Source organism: Arthrobacter sp. 10T416 (assembly GCF_056394165.1).
The window spans coordinates 111,042-127,133 of record NZ_JBFTHI010000008.1; the positions used below are offsets into that span (position 1 = coordinate 111,042).

Consider the following 16,092-nt stretch of genomic DNA (forward strand, 5'->3'; position numbering starts at 1 on the left):
TGGAGCTGCTTAGCTTCCGGCCGACCCGGCGCGTTTCTGCGCCTCGTAGGCGCTGGCCACCATGTCCTCCACGGAGTGGCGCATCTCCCAGTCCAGGTCGCGGGCGGCCAGGACGCCGTCGGCGACGATCCGGTCCGGGTCACCGGGGCGGCGGGGGCCGATCTCGGGTTCGAAGTCGATGCCGGTGACCGAGGCCATGGCCGTCATGATTTGCCGGACGGAGAGGCCGTCGCCGGAGCCGAGGTTGTAGACGCGTTCCAGCGGCCGGCCGTCGGCGAGGGCCCGGGCCGCGGCGACGTGGGACGTCGCGAGGTCGGCCACATGGACGTAATCGCGCACGCAGGTGCCGTCAGCGGTGTTGTAGTCGGTGCCGTAGATCTTGGGGGTCTTCCCCGAGGTCAGGGCGCGCAGCACAATCGGGAACAGGTTGTGCGGGCTCGTGTCGTAGAGTTCCGGCGATCCGGAGCCGACGACGTTGAAGTAGCGCAGCGAGGTGTGCTTCAGGCCCCGGGCGCGGCCCTGGTCCCGGATGAGCCATTCGCCGATCAGCTTGCTCTCCCCGTACGGGGATTCCGGCCGGGTGGGGGTGTCCTCGGTGACGATGTCCCCGCTGGGCGTCCCGTACGTGGCTGCGGAGGAGGAGAAGACCAGCTTGTCGACGTCGGCCAGTTCCATGGCCTTCAGCAGCTGGGCGGTGCCGGTGACGTTCTGTTCGTAGGTGAGCAGCGGCTCCTGCACGGAGACCCCGGCGTACTTGAAGCCGGCGAGGTGGATCACGCCGGTCACGCCGTGCTCGATCATGGTGCGCGCCATCAGGTCCGCGTCGAGGATGTTCCCCTCCACGAACGGCACGTCGTCCGGGACGAATTCCCGGTGTCCGCTGGAGAGGGAGTCCACCACCACCGGCGGCATCGAGGCCGCGCGCAGCGCCGCGACCACATGGGAACCGATATATCCTGCACCGCCAGTAACAAGCCAAGTCATGGCTCCAGCCTATCCAATGACAGCGCCCATGACGGCCCGCGTCGCAACACCGCTGGCAACCAGAGCCCGGGAAGCCCCCGCAGACGACAGATCCCGGGACGCGCAGGGCGTCCCGGGATCTGTGCAACGCTGTGCAACGGCGCTGGGGGCTAGCTCTTGCGGGCGTAGCCCTCCCACTTGCTGGCCTGGTGCTCGCCGTCGACGAAGCGGATGGTGCCGGACTTGGACCGCATCACGATCGACTGGGTGAGGACCTTGTCCTTGGAGTAACGCACCCCCCGGAGCAGGTCACCGTCGGTGATGCCGGTAGCGGCGAAGTAGCAGTTGTCGCTGGAGACGAGGTCGTTGGTGGAGAGCACCCGGTCGAGGTCGTGCCCGGCGTCGATCGCCTTCTGCTTCTCCTCGTCGCTAGTGGGCCACAGTCGGCCCTGGATGACGCCGCCCAGGGACTTGATGGCGCAGGCCGCGACGATGCCTTCCGGGGTGCCGCCGATGCCCATCAGGGCGTCAACGCCGGTCCCGGCGCGGGCCGCTGCGATGGCGCCGGCGACGTCGCCGTCCATGATGAACTTCGTGCGGGCGCCGGCCTCGCGGATCTCCTCGACCAGCGGGCGGTGCCGGTCCCGGTCCAGGATCATAACGTTGAGCTGGTTGACCTTGACGCCCTTGGCCTTGGCGATCAGGTGCAGGTTCTGCTTGACCGGAAGGCGCAGGTCAACCATGTCGGCCGCTTCCGGGCCGGTGACGAGCTTTTCCATGTAGAACACGGCGGAGGGGTCGAACATGGAGCCGCGTTCGGCGACGGCGAGGACAGCCAGAGCGTTGTTGATGCCGAGGGCGGTCAGCCGGGTCCCGTCGATCGGGTCGACGGCGACGTCGCACTCGGGCCCGGTGCCGTCGCCAACGCGTTCGCCGTTGAACAGCATGGGGGCTTCGTCTTTTTCGCCTTCACCGATGACCACAACGCCGTTGAAGTGGACAGTCTGGAGGAAGGAGCGCATGGCGTCGACGGCGGCGCCGTCAGCCTTGTTCTTGTCGCCGAAGCCCACCCAGTGGCCGCCGGCGATCGCGGCTGCTTCGGTGACGCGGACAAGTTCCAGGGCAAGGTTGCGGTCAGGCTCGTCAATGCCGACGGCGAGCGACGGGGAAAGYGTGGAGTACTTCTGGGTCATGGACGCTGGTGACACGTGAACCTCTTCTTCGAGTGGCGATCATTGAACCCGCGGTGTCCGGGCTCCGGCCCCCGCGGTGATCCGACTGTTATTGATCATAGTCGCGGCGCCACCTTGGGTCATGGAAATGACAAAACAGTGAAACGGTCCGGCGGCGGCGGCCGCACCCCGCCGAATGTGAGTTCGGCCGGAAATGGGCGACTATAGAGGGGTGAATGAATTGCAGGACACGACGCCCCAGACCCCCGGATCACCGCAGGGCGGGGCCGGTCCGGACGCGGGAAACGCGGCCGGCGGCCAGCCCGTCAAGCCCGTCATCCGCGCCGCTGCGGCCAAGCGGGCGAACGCGTCGGTGATCGGCATGATCATCGCCCTGGTCCTGAGCATCGGGGCCTTCCTGCCGGTGGTGCTGATGAACCCGTCGCCCAAGGGCGACGGATACCGGCCGGACATCAACGTCAGCGCGATCGCCAAGAACGCCACCGATGTGGCGGGATTCACACCCGTCGCACCCGAAACCGGCAACACGTTCCGCTCGAATTACGCCCGCTGGGAGTCCGGTTCCGGCAGCGGCGTCGCCACCTGGGAAGTGGGCTACCTGACGCCCAAGGAGTCCTTCATCGGCCTGGTCCAGACCCGGCAGGCCAACCCGACGTGGCTGCTGCAGCAGACCAAAAATGCACCGGTGACGGGCACCCGCAACGCCGGCGGCCGCGACTGGCAGCTGCGCGATACCGGCAAGGGCGAGAAGAGCATGGTGCTCGACTACCGCGGGACCACCGTCATCCTCAGTGGCCCGGCCCAGCTGGACGAGTTTTCGGTCCTTGCCGCCGCCGTCGTAAAGGCCCTGGAAAGTAACCCGGCGTCCACGGTTTCCCCGTCTCCCACCGCCGCACCGTAAAGTAGGGGCCGTGGCTACTAACCTGACTCCCGCCCTCGCCTGGCGCCGGCTGCGCGAAGGCAACGAACGTTTTGTCGCCGGCGAATCCTCCCACCCGAACCAGGACGCATCGCGCCGCTCGGAACTCGTGGAGAACCAGCACCCGTTCGCCGTCATCTTCGGCTGCGCGGATTCCCGGCTCGCCGCCGAGATCATCTTCGACCTCGGCCTCGGCGACGCGTTCGTTGTCCGCACCGCGGGCCAGGTGATGGACGACGCCGTGCTGGGCTCGCTCGAGTACAGCATCAGCGTCCTTGGTGTGCCCCTGATCGTGGTGCTCGGCCACGACAGCTGCGGCGCTGTCACCGCCACCAAAAACGCGGTGGAAACCGGCGAGATGCCGGTCGGGTTCATGCGCAGCCTCGTGGAACGCATCACCCCGTCCGTGCTCACCTCGCTGCGCAACGACCAGCACGAAATCAACGACATGGTCGTGGAGAACGTGAAGCAGACCTCACAGCGGCTGGTGGACAGCTCCCGGGTGATTTCGGAGGCCGTCGAGAATGGCCAGGCCGCGGTGATCGGGCTGGCGTACAGCCTCGCCGAAGGCCGGGCGGACCTCGTCTCCGGGATCGGCAAGCTCTAGGGCTGCGGTTGACCCCGGGTTCACGGTTTTCGGTGGACCCCTCGGGCCGAATAAGCTAGGCCCATGACTTCCACAGCAGATTTGAACACTGAAGAGTTCCGCATTGAACACGACACCATGGGCGAAGTCCGCGTTCCCGTAAACGCCCTGTACCGCGCCCAGACGCAGCGTGCAGTGGAGAACTTCCCGATCTCCGGCAAGACCCTGGAACGCGCCCACATCGAGGCACTGGCCCGGGTCAAGAAGGCTGCCGCCCAGGCGAACGCAGAACTGGGAGTGCTCGACGGCGAGCTCGCCCAGGCGATCGCGGACGCCGCCGACGAGGTAGCCGCCGGCAAGTACGACGGCGACTTCCCGATCGACGTGTTCCAGACCGGTTCCGGAACGTCCTCGAACATGAACACCAACGAGGTCATCGCCGAGCTCGCGTCCCGCTCACTCAAGGCCGGCGGCAGTGAAAAGGTGGTCCACCCGAACGACCACGTCAACGCCTCGCAGTCGTCCAACGACGTCTTCCCCACCTCGGTGCACGTCGCTGCCACCTCCGCCCTGATCAACGACCTCATCCCGGCCCTCGGCTACCTCGCCGATTCCCTGGACCGCAAGGCCGTTGAGTTCAAGGACGTCGTGAAGTCCGGCCGCACGCACCTGATGGACGCCACGCCCGTCACCCTCGGCCAGGAATTCGGCGGTTACGCCGCGCAGGTCCGTTACGGCGTCGAGCGCATCAACGCCGCGCTCCCCCGCGTCGCCGAGGTTCCCCTGGGCGGCACGGCCGTCGGCACGGGCATCAACACCCCCGCCGGGTTCCCCGAGCGTGTGATCGAACTGCTCGCCGCCGACACCGGGCTGCCCCTGACCGAGGCCCGCGACCACTTCGAGGCCCAGGCCAACCGTGACGGGCTGATCGAGGCTTCCAGCCAGCTGCGCAACATCGCGATCTCCTTTATGAAGATCAACAACGACCTGCGCTGGATGGGTTCGGGCCCCAACACCGGCCTCGGCGAAATCGCGATCCCGGACCTGCAGCCCGGCTCCTCGATCATGCCCGGCAAGGTCAACCCGGTCATCTGCGAAGCGTCCATCATGGTCTGCGCCCAGGTCATCGGCAACGACACCGCGATCGCCTGGTCCGGCACCAACGGCGCGTTCGAGCTGAACGTCGGCATCCCCGTGATGGCGGCCAACCTGCTCGAGTCCGTCCGCCTGCTGGCCAACACCAGCCGCGTTATGGCCGACAAGATGATCGACGGCATCACGGCCAACGTCGAGCGGGCCCGCTTCCTCGCCGAAGCCTCGCCGTCCATCGTGACGCCGCTGAACAAGTACATCGGTTACGAAAACGCCGCCAAGATCGCCAAAAAGGCTGTCGCCGAGGGCCTGACCATCCGCGAGACCGTTGTCGCGATGGGCTTCCTGGAGCGCGGCGAACTGACCGAGGAGCAGCTGGACACCGCCCTGGACGTTATGTCCATGACGCGCCCGCCGCACAAGGCCTAGTCCCCCGGACAGTCCGACGGCGGCCGGCACCTTCCCAGCGAAGGTTGCCGGCCGCCGTCGTCGGTTAACGGCCGGTGGCCGGCCGTCCGTGTCGGGTCAGCTGTGGAAGTGTGCCGCGCCGTCGGGGTCGGCGGATCGTTCGATGGCCCGCAGGTGCGCCGGAGGCAGCTCGGGAAACTCGCACGGCCGGAACCAGCCCACCGCGAGGGACTCGTCGTCGTTGACGCGCGCCTCGCCGGAGACGTAGCGGCAGCGGAACACCAGGGTCAGGAAGTGGCAGACGTCCCCGTTGGGGTAGGTGGTGGTGCCGTCGGCGTCCACCGAGACCAGCCGCTCGGCGGCGGCCACAACGCCGGTCTCCTCCAGGACCTCGCGCAGCAGGCCCTGCGCAGGTTCCTCACCGGGCTCCAGGATCCCCGTGATCAGGCCCCACCGGCCGGTGTCCGCCCGCTGGCCGAGCAGTACCCGGCCGTCGTCGTCGAACACCACGGCGCAGGCGCCGGGAATCCAGAGGGGGTCATGGCCGATCTTTTCGCGCAGTGTCAGGATGAATTCGGGAGTGGCCATCCGGCCAGCCTAGCCCGCCGGCAACAGCAGGAGCGCCGCCGCGGTGCCCGCCAGCATAAACGGCCCGAACGGGATGTCGGACTTCAGGGTCCCGCGCCGGGTGACCAGCAGGGCCAGGCCCCACAGGCCGCCGAACAGGAACGCCGCGAAGGTCCCGGCAAAAACGTGCCCCCAGCCAAGGAAGCCAAGGTACATGCCGAGCACACCGGCGAGCTTCACGTCGCCGAACCCCATCCCGGGCGGGTACACGGCACGCAACAGGAAGTAGAACAGCCAAAGGGCCGCGCCGCCGGTCACCACCCGGAGCCCGGGCACCCCGGCCAGCCCGGCGTCCGCGCCGGCCGCCGCCGCGCCGAGCAGCAGGACGCCGGCCACCGCATAGGAAGGGAAGATGATCCGGTTGGGCAACAAATGGTGCCGCACGTCGATGACGGTCAGGCGCGCGGCCATAACGGCGAAGTACGCGCAGGCCAGGAGCACCAGCCAGAAGGCCAGCGGGGCGGCTCCCCCGAGTTCGCCGAGACGTTGGATCACTCTCGGATGCTACTGGATTTTGCCCCGCGTGCGCCCTTTCCGGCGTAGTGGGGCGTGACTGGCGGCCGCCGGGCCGCGCCGCTAGGCTTCCGGGATGACTGCGCCCGACTCGTACTGGCCCCCGTTCGCCCTCACGCTGGCCACACCGCGCCTGACCCTGCGGCCCATCCGGGACGAGGACATCCCGGCCGCGGTGGACGCGGCCCTCAGCGGCGTCCACGAACCCGGCCGCAGCCCGTTCAGCCGGCCGTGGGCGGAATCCCCGGCCGAGAAGCTCGGCCCGGATATGGCGCAGTGGTACTGGCGCTGCCGCGGGACCATGACCCCGCAGGAGTGGACCCTCCTGCTGGGCATCTGGCACAACGGCGAGTTCATTGGCTGCCAGGACGTCGAGGCCAAGGACTTCGCCACGCTGAAGACCGTCAGCACCGGATCCTGGCTGCGGCAAAGCGTGCACGGCCAGGGCCTCGGGAAGGAGATGCGCGCCGCCGTCGCCCTGTACGCATTCGACTGGCTCGGTGCCGAGGTGGCCGAGTCCGAGGCCGCTGCCTGGAACCGGCAGTCCCTGGGCGTCTCCCGGTCCCTCGGCTACGAACTCAACGGCGTCACCCGCGCCAACTGGGGCGGCAAGTTGCAGGACTCCCAGAAGGTCCGCCTCACCCCGGCAACCTTCAAACGCCCGGGCTGGACCCTGGACGTTCAGGGCCACGCGCCCACGGCGAAATTCCTGGGGATCCCGACGTAGCCGGTCCGCGGGCCCTTCGCGTAGTCGCGCATCGCGACCCATCGGCCCCAAAGGTCGCCCAGCGACCGTCGGGGCCCATGGGTCGTGTCTAAGCGACGGCGAAGGGGCCGTGGCCCGGCGAACCCGACCACGACCCCGGTAGCAGCTGACGCCCAAAGTAGCCTAGATCTCGGCCCCCTCCAGCATGTCCGTCACCAGGGCGGCGATCGGCGAGCGTTCGGAGCGGGTGAGGGTGATGTGGCCGAAGAGCGGGTGGCCCTTGAGCGTTTCGACGACGGCCGCCACCCCGTCGTGCCGTCCGACGCGCAGGTTGTCACGCTGGGCGACGTCGTGGGTGAGGACAATCTTAGAGTTCTGCCCGATCCGGCTCATCACCGTGAGCAGGACGTTCTTCTCCAGCGACTGCGCCTCGTCCACGATCACAAACGCGTCATGCAGGGAGCGGCCGCGGATGTGGGTGAGCGGCATGACCTCGAGCATCCCGCGGTCCATGACTTCCTCGACCACTTCCTGGCTGACCAGGGCGCCCAAGGTGTCGAAGACGGCCTGCGCCCACGGGTTCATCTTTTCGGACTCGGAGCCGGGCAGGTAACCCAGCTCCTGGCCGCCGACGGCGTAGAGCGGCCGAAACACAATCACCTTGCGGTGCTCCCGGCGCTCCAGGACGGCTTCCAGGCCGGCGCACAGGGCCAGCGCGGACTTCCCGGTACCGGCGCGGCCGCCCAGCGAGACGATCCCCACGGACGGGTCCATCAACAGGTCGATTGCGAGCCGCTGCTCCGCCGACCTGCCGTGCAGGCCGAACACGTCCCGGTCGCCCTTCACCAGGCGGACCTGCTTGTCGGCCCCTACCCGGCCCAGCGCTGAGCCGCGGCCGGAGAGCAGCACCAGGCCGGTGTTGACGGGCATCTCGGCTGCCGCCGGGATGAAGACCGGCTCGTGGCCGTAGAGTGTGGCGACCTCGTCCTCGGCGGCGTCGATCTCGGCGATGCCGGTCCAGCCGGAGTCCTTGACCAGCTCGTTGCGGTACTCATCGGCGAGCAGTCCCATGGCCGAGGCCTTGACGCGCATGGGCAGGTCCTTGGACACCACGGTCACGTCCCGGCCCTCGTTGGCCAGGTTCTTGGCGACGGCCAGGATGCGGCTGTCGTTGTCGCCGCCGCGGAATCCGGCCGGCAGCACCTCGGCCGAGATGTGGTTCATCTCCACCATGAGGGTGCCACCGTCGTCGCCGAGCGGGATGGGCCTGTCGAGTCCGCCGTGCTCCACCCGCAGGTCGTCCAGCAGGCGCAACGCCTTGCGGGCGAAGTAGCCCAGTTCCGGATCGTGCCGCTTGCTTTCTAGTTCGGTGATCACCACGATCGGAAGGATCACCTCGTGCTCGGCGAAGCGGAGCACCGCCCGCGGGTCCGAGAGGAGCACGGAGGTGTCAATCACGTAGCTTCGGGCAGTCAGTCCGGTTGCTGTCCCTTCCCCGGAAACAGCAAGACCGGCAACAGCGTCGGTGGGCGCTGTGCCGGTCGTGGAAGTGGCTCGCTTGGCGCGAGAGGTAGCCTTCTTGCCCTGGTCGGAAAGGACGCCGGGCAGTTGTTCAGAAATAGCCACATCGACTCCAGCCCCGGGCCGCCGGCCCGGAATTGTTATTGGTGAGGCGGCTCGGCCGAGAGGCCGGACGCGGCCTCCCATACACCCGGTGCGAACTTCCGCTCCATGTACTGGCCTCCCCGATCAGCAGGCGGTTTGCCCGCTGATGGGATTAACGTACGTCCGCGGCGCGTGCATTGGCCGTCTATTTTTCGGCGATTCTTGTTGCCATCATGTGAACCCCGGATGAACCGGCTCAGGAACCGAAGCGGCGCTGCCGGCCGGCGTAGTCACGCAGCGCCCGGAGGAAGTCCACCTTGCGGAAAGCGGGCCAGAGGGCCTCGCAGAAATAGAACTCGCTATAGGCGCTCTGCCACATCAGGAAGCCTGACAGTCGCTGCTCCCCCGAGGTGCGGATTACGAGGTCGGGGTCCGGCTGGCCGCGGGTGTAGAGGAAACGGGAGATGTCGTCGACGCTGAGCTCGTCCGCCAGCTTGCCGATGTCAGCCCCGCGGTCGACTGCGTCGTGCAGCAGTTCGCGGACGGCGTCGACGATTTCCCGGCGGCCGCCATAGCCGACGGCGACGTTGACGTGGATTTTCTCCTGCACCGGGGTGCGGGCCGTGAGGTTGTTGAGCCTTTCGGCGAGGTAGTCCGGCAGCAGTTCCGGCGCACCCATGGCGTGCACCGAGATATCCGCGTCCTCGTCGAGCCGGTCCAGGGTGTTGGCGATGATTCCCATCAGCAGGTCCAGCTCCTCGCCGGACCGGTTCATGTTGTCCGTGGACAACATGTAGAGCGTGACCACTTTGATCCCGAGCTCCTGGCACCAGCCAAGGAATTCATGGATCTTATCCGCGCCGGCCTGGTGGCCCTGGCTCGTGGGGGCATTGAACTGCCGCGCCCAGCGCCGGTTGCCGTCGACCATGACGCCGATGTGCTTGGGGACGCGTTCCGGGTCGAGGGAACGCTGGAGGCTGCGCTCGTAGAAGCCATAAAGGAACCCGGGCAGTTCCATCCGGTGCTTCACCTGGCTTCCTTGGGGTCTGACGGCAGTGCATTCCTAGGCTACCCGCCGGAGGGGCCGCACCGCGCGCACCCCGTCGCCATTTCCGCTCAGGCGGGCACTACTCGCCGGTAACTTACCGGACCGTAGGTTATTCTTGAGGTATGGAGAGCAGCAGTCCGGCCTCCGGACCCGAGCGGTCCGCGCACGGCGACACCAACCCCGCAAAATCCGGTTCCAGCCCGGTGGACGACGCGGCCGTGAGGATCGCCGAACTCCTGATGATCAAGCCCAAATGGCGGGGGTGGATCCACACCGTCACGGCGCCGCTGGCCTTCGCCGCCGGCCTGGTCCTGGTGCTGCTGGCCCCCACCGCCGAACTGAAAATCGCTTCCGCCGTCTACGCACTGACGGGGGTGCTGCTTTTCGGGGTCAGCGCCGTCTACCACCGGGGCAACTGGTCCCCGCGGGTGAAGATGGTGCTCAAGCGGCTGGACCACACCAACATCATGCTGGTCATTGCCGGCAGCTACACACCCCTGGCCTGGGCCCTCCTCGACCGGCCCAAGGCGGTCCTGCTGCTCTGGATCATCTGGGCCGGCGCGGTCCTCGGGGTGCTGTTCCGGCTGCTGTGGACCAACGCCCCGCGCTGGTTGTACGTGCCGATCTACATTGCCCTGGGCTGCGGCGCGTTGTTCTACCTGCCGGACTTCTTCGGCGCCAGCATCCCCGCCGCGGTGCTGATCTGCGTCGGCGGGGCGCTGTACATCGCCGGTGCCGTGTTCTACGCCCTGAAGAAACCCAACTTCAGCTACCAGCACTTCGGCTTCCACGAGCTTTTCCACGCCTTCACGGTTTTCGCGTTCGCGGCGCACTACATCGCGATCGCCATCGCCGTCCTGGGCTGACCCGCCCTCCACCGGGCCGGCCAGGGCCGGCTCAGCGCGGCCGGCCGGCGTCGATGAGCCCGGGAAGCCGGCGCATGTCGTCGAAGACCGTGGTGCCCGGCCCGGCCAGCCGCTCCGCCGGGGTGACGCCGCCGGCATAGGCGAATACGTGCATTCCAGCAGCCCGTGCCGCCTGCACACCGTAGGCGCTGTCCTCCACAACGGCGCACCGCTCCGGGGCTGTCCCGAGCGTGGCGGCCGCATGGAGGAAGAGGTCGGGGGCGGGTTTGCCGTTGGCGACTTCCGTGGCGCTGAAGATCCGGCCGGCAAAACGGTGCAGCAGGCCTGTGCGGCCCAGGGTCCGCTGCATCTTCGCGTGGCTGCCGCTGGAGGCGACGCAGTGCGGGAGGCTGAGCCGGTCCAGGGCCTCCTCGACGCCGTCGACGGCCGTGAGGTCCCGTTCAAAGGCGTCGTGGTACCACTGCTGGTAGGTCCGGTCCCACCCGTCGGCCAGCTCGATGCCGAGGTGCTGTTCGATGGTGGAGACAAAATTCGCCTCGCTTTTGCCAACGAAGCGCTCGACGATTTCCTCACGCTCCAGTTCCCAGCCGAGGTCGGCAAGGACCAGCTGGTCCACGTGGACCGAGATCACCTCCGAGTCCACCAGGACGCCGTCGCAGTCAAAGACCACCAGTTCAAAAGGATCCCGGCCCGCGGGGGTAGATGTCATTCAGCCATGCTAGCCAGTTGTCGGTGCAGCTCCTCGACCGACCGCGCCGGCAGCCCGCAGACCATGCCGCGGCAGAGGAAGGCCTGCGCGGACCCGTCCGGTGCGGCACCCCTGCCCCGGAGCAGCGGGACGGTGGCCGCCGTCGGGGTTTCCGGACGGCCGAGGGCGATGACGAGACCGGGGCTGGCCGACTGCAGCAGCGCCCGGTGCAGCGCGGCGCGCAGCGGCGTGTCGGGTCCGACGACGGCGGCCTCCACCGGGCCGGCCAGCTCCGCCTGCGCCGTGGCCAGCAGCCCGCCCGCCACCCGGGGCGCGTTGGTGGCCAGCGGCGGCAGCAGCGACAGGATGTTAGCGGCCATCCCCCGGCGCTCCGCCGATCCCGACAGGGCGGACGAGGTCAGCAGGGCCGCGGCGAACGCGGCTGCTCCGCTGGGCGTGGCGTTATCGAACGGGTCCATCCCGGGCCGGCCGCCCTGGGCCGAGAGGACCTGCGCGGATTCACCGGCTGTGTCGCGCAGGGTGCCGTCGGCGGCGAACCGCGCGCACGCCGCAGCCAGGATGGCCTCGGCCAGGGCGTACCAGCGGGAGCTTCCGGTGACGGCGTAGAGGGCGAACAGGCCCTCCGCGCAAAAGGCGTAATCCTCCAGGAGGCCGCCGATCCCGCGGGCAGTCCCGCCGTGGGAGACCCGCAGCAGCCGGCCGGGCTCGTGTGCCTGCGCCGGCGTCCAGTGCACCCGCTCCAGGTAGCCGGCAATGTCCTCGGCCGCGGCCACCAGCCCGGGACGGTCCAGGACCGCGCCGGCGTCGGCCAGCCCCGCAATGGCAAGCCCGTTCCAGCCAGCCACCACTTTCTCGTCGCGGTCCGGCTGGGGGCGCTCGGCCCGGGCGCGGCGCAGCACCGGCCGCACCCGCTCCCAGAGTCCGGCGTCGGCGGCATCCAGTGCGCGGCCGGGATGCAGCGGCGAGCCGTCGCCGGTCACTGTTCCCGGGCTCCGGACGTTCATCAGCCGCGCAACGGCCGCGCCGTCGGCCGGGCCCAGCAGGTTCGCCAGCTCCCCCGGGGTCCACAGGTAGCTGGCGCCCTCGGAGTGGACCCCGTCCACCACCGTGTCCGCGTCCAGGGACGAGGCCAGCGCCACTGGACGTCCGCCGTCGTCCGGGGCTGAGAGGCCCAGGGCCGCCAGCAGCCAGTCCGCCGTACTGCCGGCGACGTCGGCGGCTTCGGCCGCAGGAAACGCCTCCGAGCCTCCGGCCCGGACCCAGTGGACGTAGCCGCGCAGCAGCTGGGCGTTGTCGTAGAGCATCTTTTCGAAGTGCGGCACGGACCAGTCGCGGGTGACGGAGTAGCGGGCGAAGCCGCCGTCGAGCTGGTCGAACAGGGCCGACCGCGCCATCGCGGTCAGTGTGCGGCCCGCCAGGTCCCTCGCGGCCTCCGCGGTATCGGAGGGCACGGCGGCGTGCCGGATCAGGAATTCGAGAACGGCCGACGGCGGGAACTTGGGGGCGGTGCCGAATCCCCCGGCGGCATCTTCGGACCGGGCCAGCGCGCGCACCGCCGCGGAGAGGAGCTCCGGGTCCGGGGCGGGCGGGGGCGCGTCCAGCCGGACGGCGGTGCCGGCCTGCGCGGCGGCCATCCCGCGCGCCAGGGAGTCTGCGTTGTGTTCGACGGCGCTGCGGCGTTCCAGCCAGGCCTCGCGGACCGCCTCCAGGACCTGGCGGAAGGACGGACGGCCGGGCTGGGGCCGGGGCGGATAGTAGGTGCCGGCGTGGAAGGCCCGGCCATCGGGCAGCAGGAACACGGACATCGGCCAGCCGCCCTCACCGCTGATGGCCTGCGTTGCGGCCATGTAGACGGCGTCGACGTCGGGGCGTTCCTCCCGGTCCACCTTCACGGCGACGAAGTTGGCGTTCAGGAACCCTGCGGTGTCCGGGTCCTCGAAGGACTCGCCGGCCATAACGTGGCACCAGTGGCAGGCCGCGTAGCCGATCGAGAGGAACACGGGTACGTCCCGTGCCGCGGCGAGGGCGAAGGCCTCGTCCCCGAAGGGCCGCCAGTGCACCGGGTTGCCGGCGTGCTGGCGCAGGTAGGCAGAGGGTTCCCCGCCGAGGGCATTGGCCGCGCCCGGCGGGGTGTTGGCAGGACCGCGGTCAGCGGTTCCCGGATCCTGGGTCACCGTTGGCTTCCGGACGCGGCTCCGGCTCCGCTGAGGGGCTGCCGGCCTCGGGGTTGCCGGTGCCGGACAGCGGGGACCGACCGGTGCCGGCGTCGTCTGCGGCATCGAAGGCTGCGGCTTCCCCGGTTCCGGCGCGTTCCTCTTCGACCTGGGCGCGGTAGCGCACGCGGCGGATCCGGCGCACCATGTCCACAATCAGCAGGGCCGTGAGCACAACAATGAACGCGGTCAGCAGGAAGCCCAGCAGGCCCGGGGTGACCTGGTCCTGGTCGAGGCCGGGGCGCAGCGACGGCGTCGGGGCGGGCGCCGGGGCTGTCGCCAGGGCGATGAGCAAGGAATGCACTGTGGAAACCTTCTGTGGGGAGCGTCGTCTACGGGACTTCCCACGCCGCTCTTCTACGCGGCATAGAAATCCCTGCTGGGTCTATCTTAGCCCGGCGAAGAAGTCCGTTTCGGGCAGCTCGGTGGGGACGCTGGACTTGATCAGCGAGTAGTCCTCCCACGGCCAGGTCTGCCGCTGCATGGCCGGTGAAACCGCAAAGAAGAACCCGTCAGGGTCGATCTGGGTGCGGTGCGCGCGCAGGGCCTCGTCGCGGGCTTCGAAGAAGTCCCCGCACTCGATCTGCGTTGTGGTGGGGTGCGTCGGGGCCGGCGGGGTGTGGCCTTCGGCGTCGGCCTCAAGCCACGCCGCGAGCCGCTCGGCGTACGGCGACTGGAGCCCGGCTGCTTCCAGGGCGTTATGCAGGGCGCGGAAGCGGTCGGGGCTGAAGGCGCGGTCGTAATAGAGCTTGTCGGGCGTCCAGGCGTCGCCGGTACCGGGGTACCGGGCGGGATCGCCGGCAGCGGCGAAGGCCTCGACGGCGACCCGGTGCGCCATGATGTGGTCCGGGTGCGGGTATCCGCCGTTCTCGTCGTAGCTGAGGATGACCTGGGGTTTGAAGGCCCGGACCAGCCGGACCAGCGGTGCGGCGGCGCGCTCCAGCGGCAGTGTGGCGAAGGACCCGACGGGCAGCGGCGGCAACGGGTCGCCTTCGGGAAGGCCGGAATCCACAAATCCCAGCCAGCGCTGGCGGATGCCGAGAACCTTCGCGGCGTTGTCCATCTCGAGCCTGCGGGCACCCGCCATGTCCCGTTTAGGGTGCGGGGCGTCCTCCATGCCCGGGTTCTGGATGTCCCCGCGGGAGCCGTCCGTGCAGGTGGCCACCATCACGTCCACGCCCGAGGCCGCGTACATGGCCATGGTTGCGGCGCCCTTGCTGGACTCGTCGTCGGGGTGGGCGTGGACGGCGAGCAGCCGAAGCGGTGCTGACGGGCTGGTGGACGCTGTCATCGTCGGACGGCTCCTCTTTCTTCTGGTTCGCTGCTGCTGGGGTGCCGGGATGGCGGTGCTGCTGTTGCTGAATGGCCGGGCGGACATTGCGCCGCCCGATCCACACTAAACTGGACTGGTGACTTCCGAGGAGCAGCCTGCCGCGCCGGCACCTACCAGCCTAGCCAATCGCTACGGCGGCCAAAAGCGTGCGCTCGGCCGCAAGGCAAAGCGCAACATCCTCCTGGCGGCACTCGCTGCCGGAATCGGCTTTATGGCCTGGGTTTCAACGTCGGCCGCCACCGAATCGGTCACCTTCAAGGACATCGGCTACAGCACCCCCGATGCTACCGCCGCCGAGATCGACTTCCAGGTCACCAAGAACCCGGGGACCGCCGCCAAGTGCGCCGTCAAGGCCCTGGATTCGAAGTTCGCGGTGGTCGGGTGGAAGGTCATCGACGTCGGGGCCAACGCACCCGACGCCGGCGCCGACGGCGGCAGCACCACCGTGCACCGGCTCACCATCCGCACCGAATCGCAGTCCGTCTCCGCCGTCGTCGACAACTGTTGGATCCCCACCGCCGGCAAATAGCCGGACCGGCCGCCCCCGCCCGGCAGCCCCGCCGCCGTCCCGTAGCCTTCCGTGCGGCGTAACACGGTGTGACCTGCGCCGCAGTGGTTCTTGGGTTTATCCACAGCATTGACTACAATGGATCAATACCTCTGCCCCGCTGAGCTGGTCACTGAGATCCATAAGTGGCCACCGTGGCGGGGTCTTTGCTTGTTTGACCAGCTTGTTTGACCATCTAAAGGAGAAGTCCGTGTCGACCACCAACAGCGCAACTGCAGCTTGGCTTACCCAGGAAGCTTTTGACCGCCTGAAGGCAGAGCTGGACCACCTCTCCGGCGCAGGCCGTGCAGACATCGTCCAGAAGATTGAGGCTGCCCGCCAGGAAGGCGACCTCAAGGAGAACGGCGGCTACCACGCGGCCAAGGAGGAGCAGGGCAAGATCGAGGCCCGCATCCGCCAACTGACCGTGCTGCTCCGCGACGCGCACGTGGGCGAGGCCCCGGCCGATGACGGAATCGTCGAACCGGGCATGATTGTGGTCGCCAAGATCGCCGGGGACGAAGAGACTTTCCTGCTCGGTTCCCGCGAAATCGCCGGCGACTCCGATCTGGACGTCTTCAGCGAGAAGTCCCCGCTGGGTTCGGCGATCGTCGGCCACAAGGAAGGCGACAAGCTCAGCTACACCGCCCCGAACGGCAAGGACATCTCCGTGGAGATCATCTCCGCCAAGCCGTACGCCGGCTAACAGCACTTCATTCGATGCCGTTCCTCCCTCACCGGGGAGGAACGGCATCGTCGTTTAA

The 16,092-nt window shown here is 68.7% G+C and carries 17 protein-coding genes; 7 read left to right on the forward strand and 10 right to left on the reverse strand.

The genetic code is table 11. From position 1 onward, the window contains the following. Window positions 1-9: 9 nt before the first annotated feature. Window positions 10-984, reverse strand: a complete 975-nt coding sequence (galE, locus tag AC1DBE_RS10465; protein ID WP_476903667.1) for a UDP-glucose 4-epimerase GalE — start codon at window positions 982-984, stop codon at window positions 10-12. 149 nt (window positions 985-1,133) lie between these two features. Then, a complete protein-coding gene (gene glpX / locus AC1DBE_RS10470) occupies window positions 1,134-2,156 on the reverse strand; it encodes a class II fructose-bisphosphatase (RefSeq protein WP_476879322.1) in 1,023 nt (340 codons plus the stop codon). Window positions 2,157-2,349: 193 nt separating this feature from the next. Here glpX and AC1DBE_RS10475 point away from each other — a divergent pair, with 193 nt between their 5' ends. From AC1DBE_RS10475 to AC1DBE_RS10485, 3 genes are all read left to right on the forward strand, one after another. Beyond that, complete coding sequence (locus tag AC1DBE_RS10475; RefSeq protein ID WP_476970456.1) at window positions 2,350-3,057, forward strand: DUF4245 domain-containing protein; 708 nt, start codon at window positions 2,350-2,352, stop codon at window positions 3,055-3,057. Window positions 3,058-3,067: 10 nt separating this feature from the next. After that, a complete protein-coding gene (locus tag AC1DBE_RS10480; RefSeq protein ID WP_476903666.1) occupies window positions 3,068-3,682 on the forward strand; it encodes a carbonic anhydrase in 615 nt (204 codons plus the stop codon). Between the two features lie 63 nt (window positions 3,683-3,745). After that, window positions 3,746-5,182 (forward strand): class II fumarate hydratase, encoded by a 1,437-nt coding sequence (locus AC1DBE_RS10485; RefSeq protein ID WP_476970457.1) that lies wholly within the window; start codon window positions 3,746-3,748, stop codon window positions 5,180-5,182. A gap of 96 nt (window positions 5,183-5,278) precedes the next feature. Here AC1DBE_RS10485 and AC1DBE_RS10490 read toward each other — a convergent pair whose 3' ends face one another. Next, complete coding sequence (locus AC1DBE_RS10490; protein WP_476970458.1) at window positions 5,279-5,749, reverse strand: NUDIX hydrolase; 471 nt, start codon at window positions 5,747-5,749, stop codon at window positions 5,279-5,281. A gap of 9 nt (window positions 5,750-5,758) precedes the next feature. After that, complete coding sequence (locus AC1DBE_RS10495; protein WP_476970459.1) at window positions 5,759-6,283, reverse strand: prepilin peptidase; 525 nt, start codon at window positions 6,281-6,283, stop codon at window positions 5,759-5,761. Window positions 6,284-6,377: 94 nt separating this feature from the next. Between AC1DBE_RS10495 and AC1DBE_RS10500 the strand changes: the two genes are divergently transcribed. Then, window positions 6,378-7,028, forward strand: coding sequence for a GNAT family N-acetyltransferase (locus AC1DBE_RS10500; protein WP_476970460.1), 651 nt, complete (start codon window positions 6,378-6,380; stop codon window positions 7,026-7,028). Between the two features lie 162 nt (window positions 7,029-7,190). Here AC1DBE_RS10500 and AC1DBE_RS10505 read toward each other — a convergent pair whose 3' ends face one another. Both AC1DBE_RS10505 and AC1DBE_RS10510 read right to left on the reverse strand, forming a co-directional pair. Next, complete coding sequence (locus tag AC1DBE_RS10505) at window positions 7,191-8,633, reverse strand: PhoH family protein (RefSeq protein WP_476970461.1); 1,443 nt, start codon at window positions 8,631-8,633, stop codon at window positions 7,191-7,193. A 235-nt stretch (window positions 8,634-8,868) separates the two neighbouring features. Then, window positions 8,869-9,630: an isoprenyl transferase gene (locus AC1DBE_RS10510; protein WP_476879321.1), complete on the reverse strand. Its 762-nt coding sequence runs from the start codon at window positions 9,628-9,630 to the stop codon at window positions 8,869-8,871. Between the two features lie 254 nt (window positions 9,631-9,884). On the opposite strand from AC1DBE_RS10510, the gene trhA reads away from it, so the two are divergent. Further along, complete coding sequence (gene trhA, locus AC1DBE_RS10515; protein ID WP_476970486.1) at window positions 9,885-10,526, forward strand: PAQR family membrane homeostasis protein TrhA; 642 nt, start codon at window positions 9,885-9,887, stop codon at window positions 10,524-10,526. Between the two features lie 31 nt (window positions 10,527-10,557). Here trhA and AC1DBE_RS10520 read toward each other — a convergent pair whose 3' ends face one another. From AC1DBE_RS10520 to mca, 4 genes are all read right to left on the reverse strand, one after another. After that, window positions 10,558-11,235 (reverse strand): HAD family hydrolase, encoded by a 678-nt coding sequence (locus tag AC1DBE_RS10520; protein ID WP_476970462.1) that lies wholly within the window; start codon window positions 11,233-11,235, stop codon window positions 10,558-10,560. Further along, window positions 11,232-13,409: a thioredoxin domain-containing protein gene (locus AC1DBE_RS10525; protein WP_476970463.1), complete on the reverse strand. Its 2,178-nt coding sequence runs from the start codon at window positions 13,407-13,409 to the stop codon at window positions 11,232-11,234. Before AC1DBE_RS10525 ends, AC1DBE_RS10520 begins: the two co-directional genes overlap by 4 nt. Next, on the reverse strand, window positions 13,384-13,752 hold the full coding sequence (locus AC1DBE_RS10530; protein WP_476970464.1) for a hypothetical protein: 369 nt from the start codon (window positions 13,750-13,752) through the stop codon (window positions 13,384-13,386). The genes AC1DBE_RS10525 and AC1DBE_RS10530 overlap by 26 nt, the downstream gene beginning before the upstream one ends. Before the next feature lie 81 nt (window positions 13,753-13,833). Then, window positions 13,834-14,739: a mycothiol conjugate amidase Mca gene (gene mca / locus AC1DBE_RS10535; protein ID WP_476970465.1), complete on the reverse strand. Its 906-nt coding sequence runs from the start codon at window positions 14,737-14,739 to the stop codon at window positions 13,834-13,836. Window positions 14,740-14,857: 118 nt separating this feature from the next. Here mca and AC1DBE_RS10540 point away from each other — a divergent pair, with 118 nt between their 5' ends. Both AC1DBE_RS10540 and greA read left to right on the forward strand, forming a co-directional pair. Further along, complete coding sequence (locus AC1DBE_RS10540; protein ID WP_476970466.1) at window positions 14,858-15,310, forward strand: DUF4307 domain-containing protein; 453 nt, start codon at window positions 14,858-14,860, stop codon at window positions 15,308-15,310. Window positions 15,311-15,539: 229 nt separating this feature from the next. Further along, the gene (greA, locus tag AC1DBE_RS10545; protein ID WP_476880198.1) at window positions 15,540-16,034 is read left to right on the forward strand and encodes a transcription elongation factor GreA; all 495 of its coding nucleotides are present in this window, start codon (window positions 15,540-15,542) and stop codon (window positions 16,032-16,034) included. Window positions 16,035-16,092: the final 58 nt, after the last annotated feature.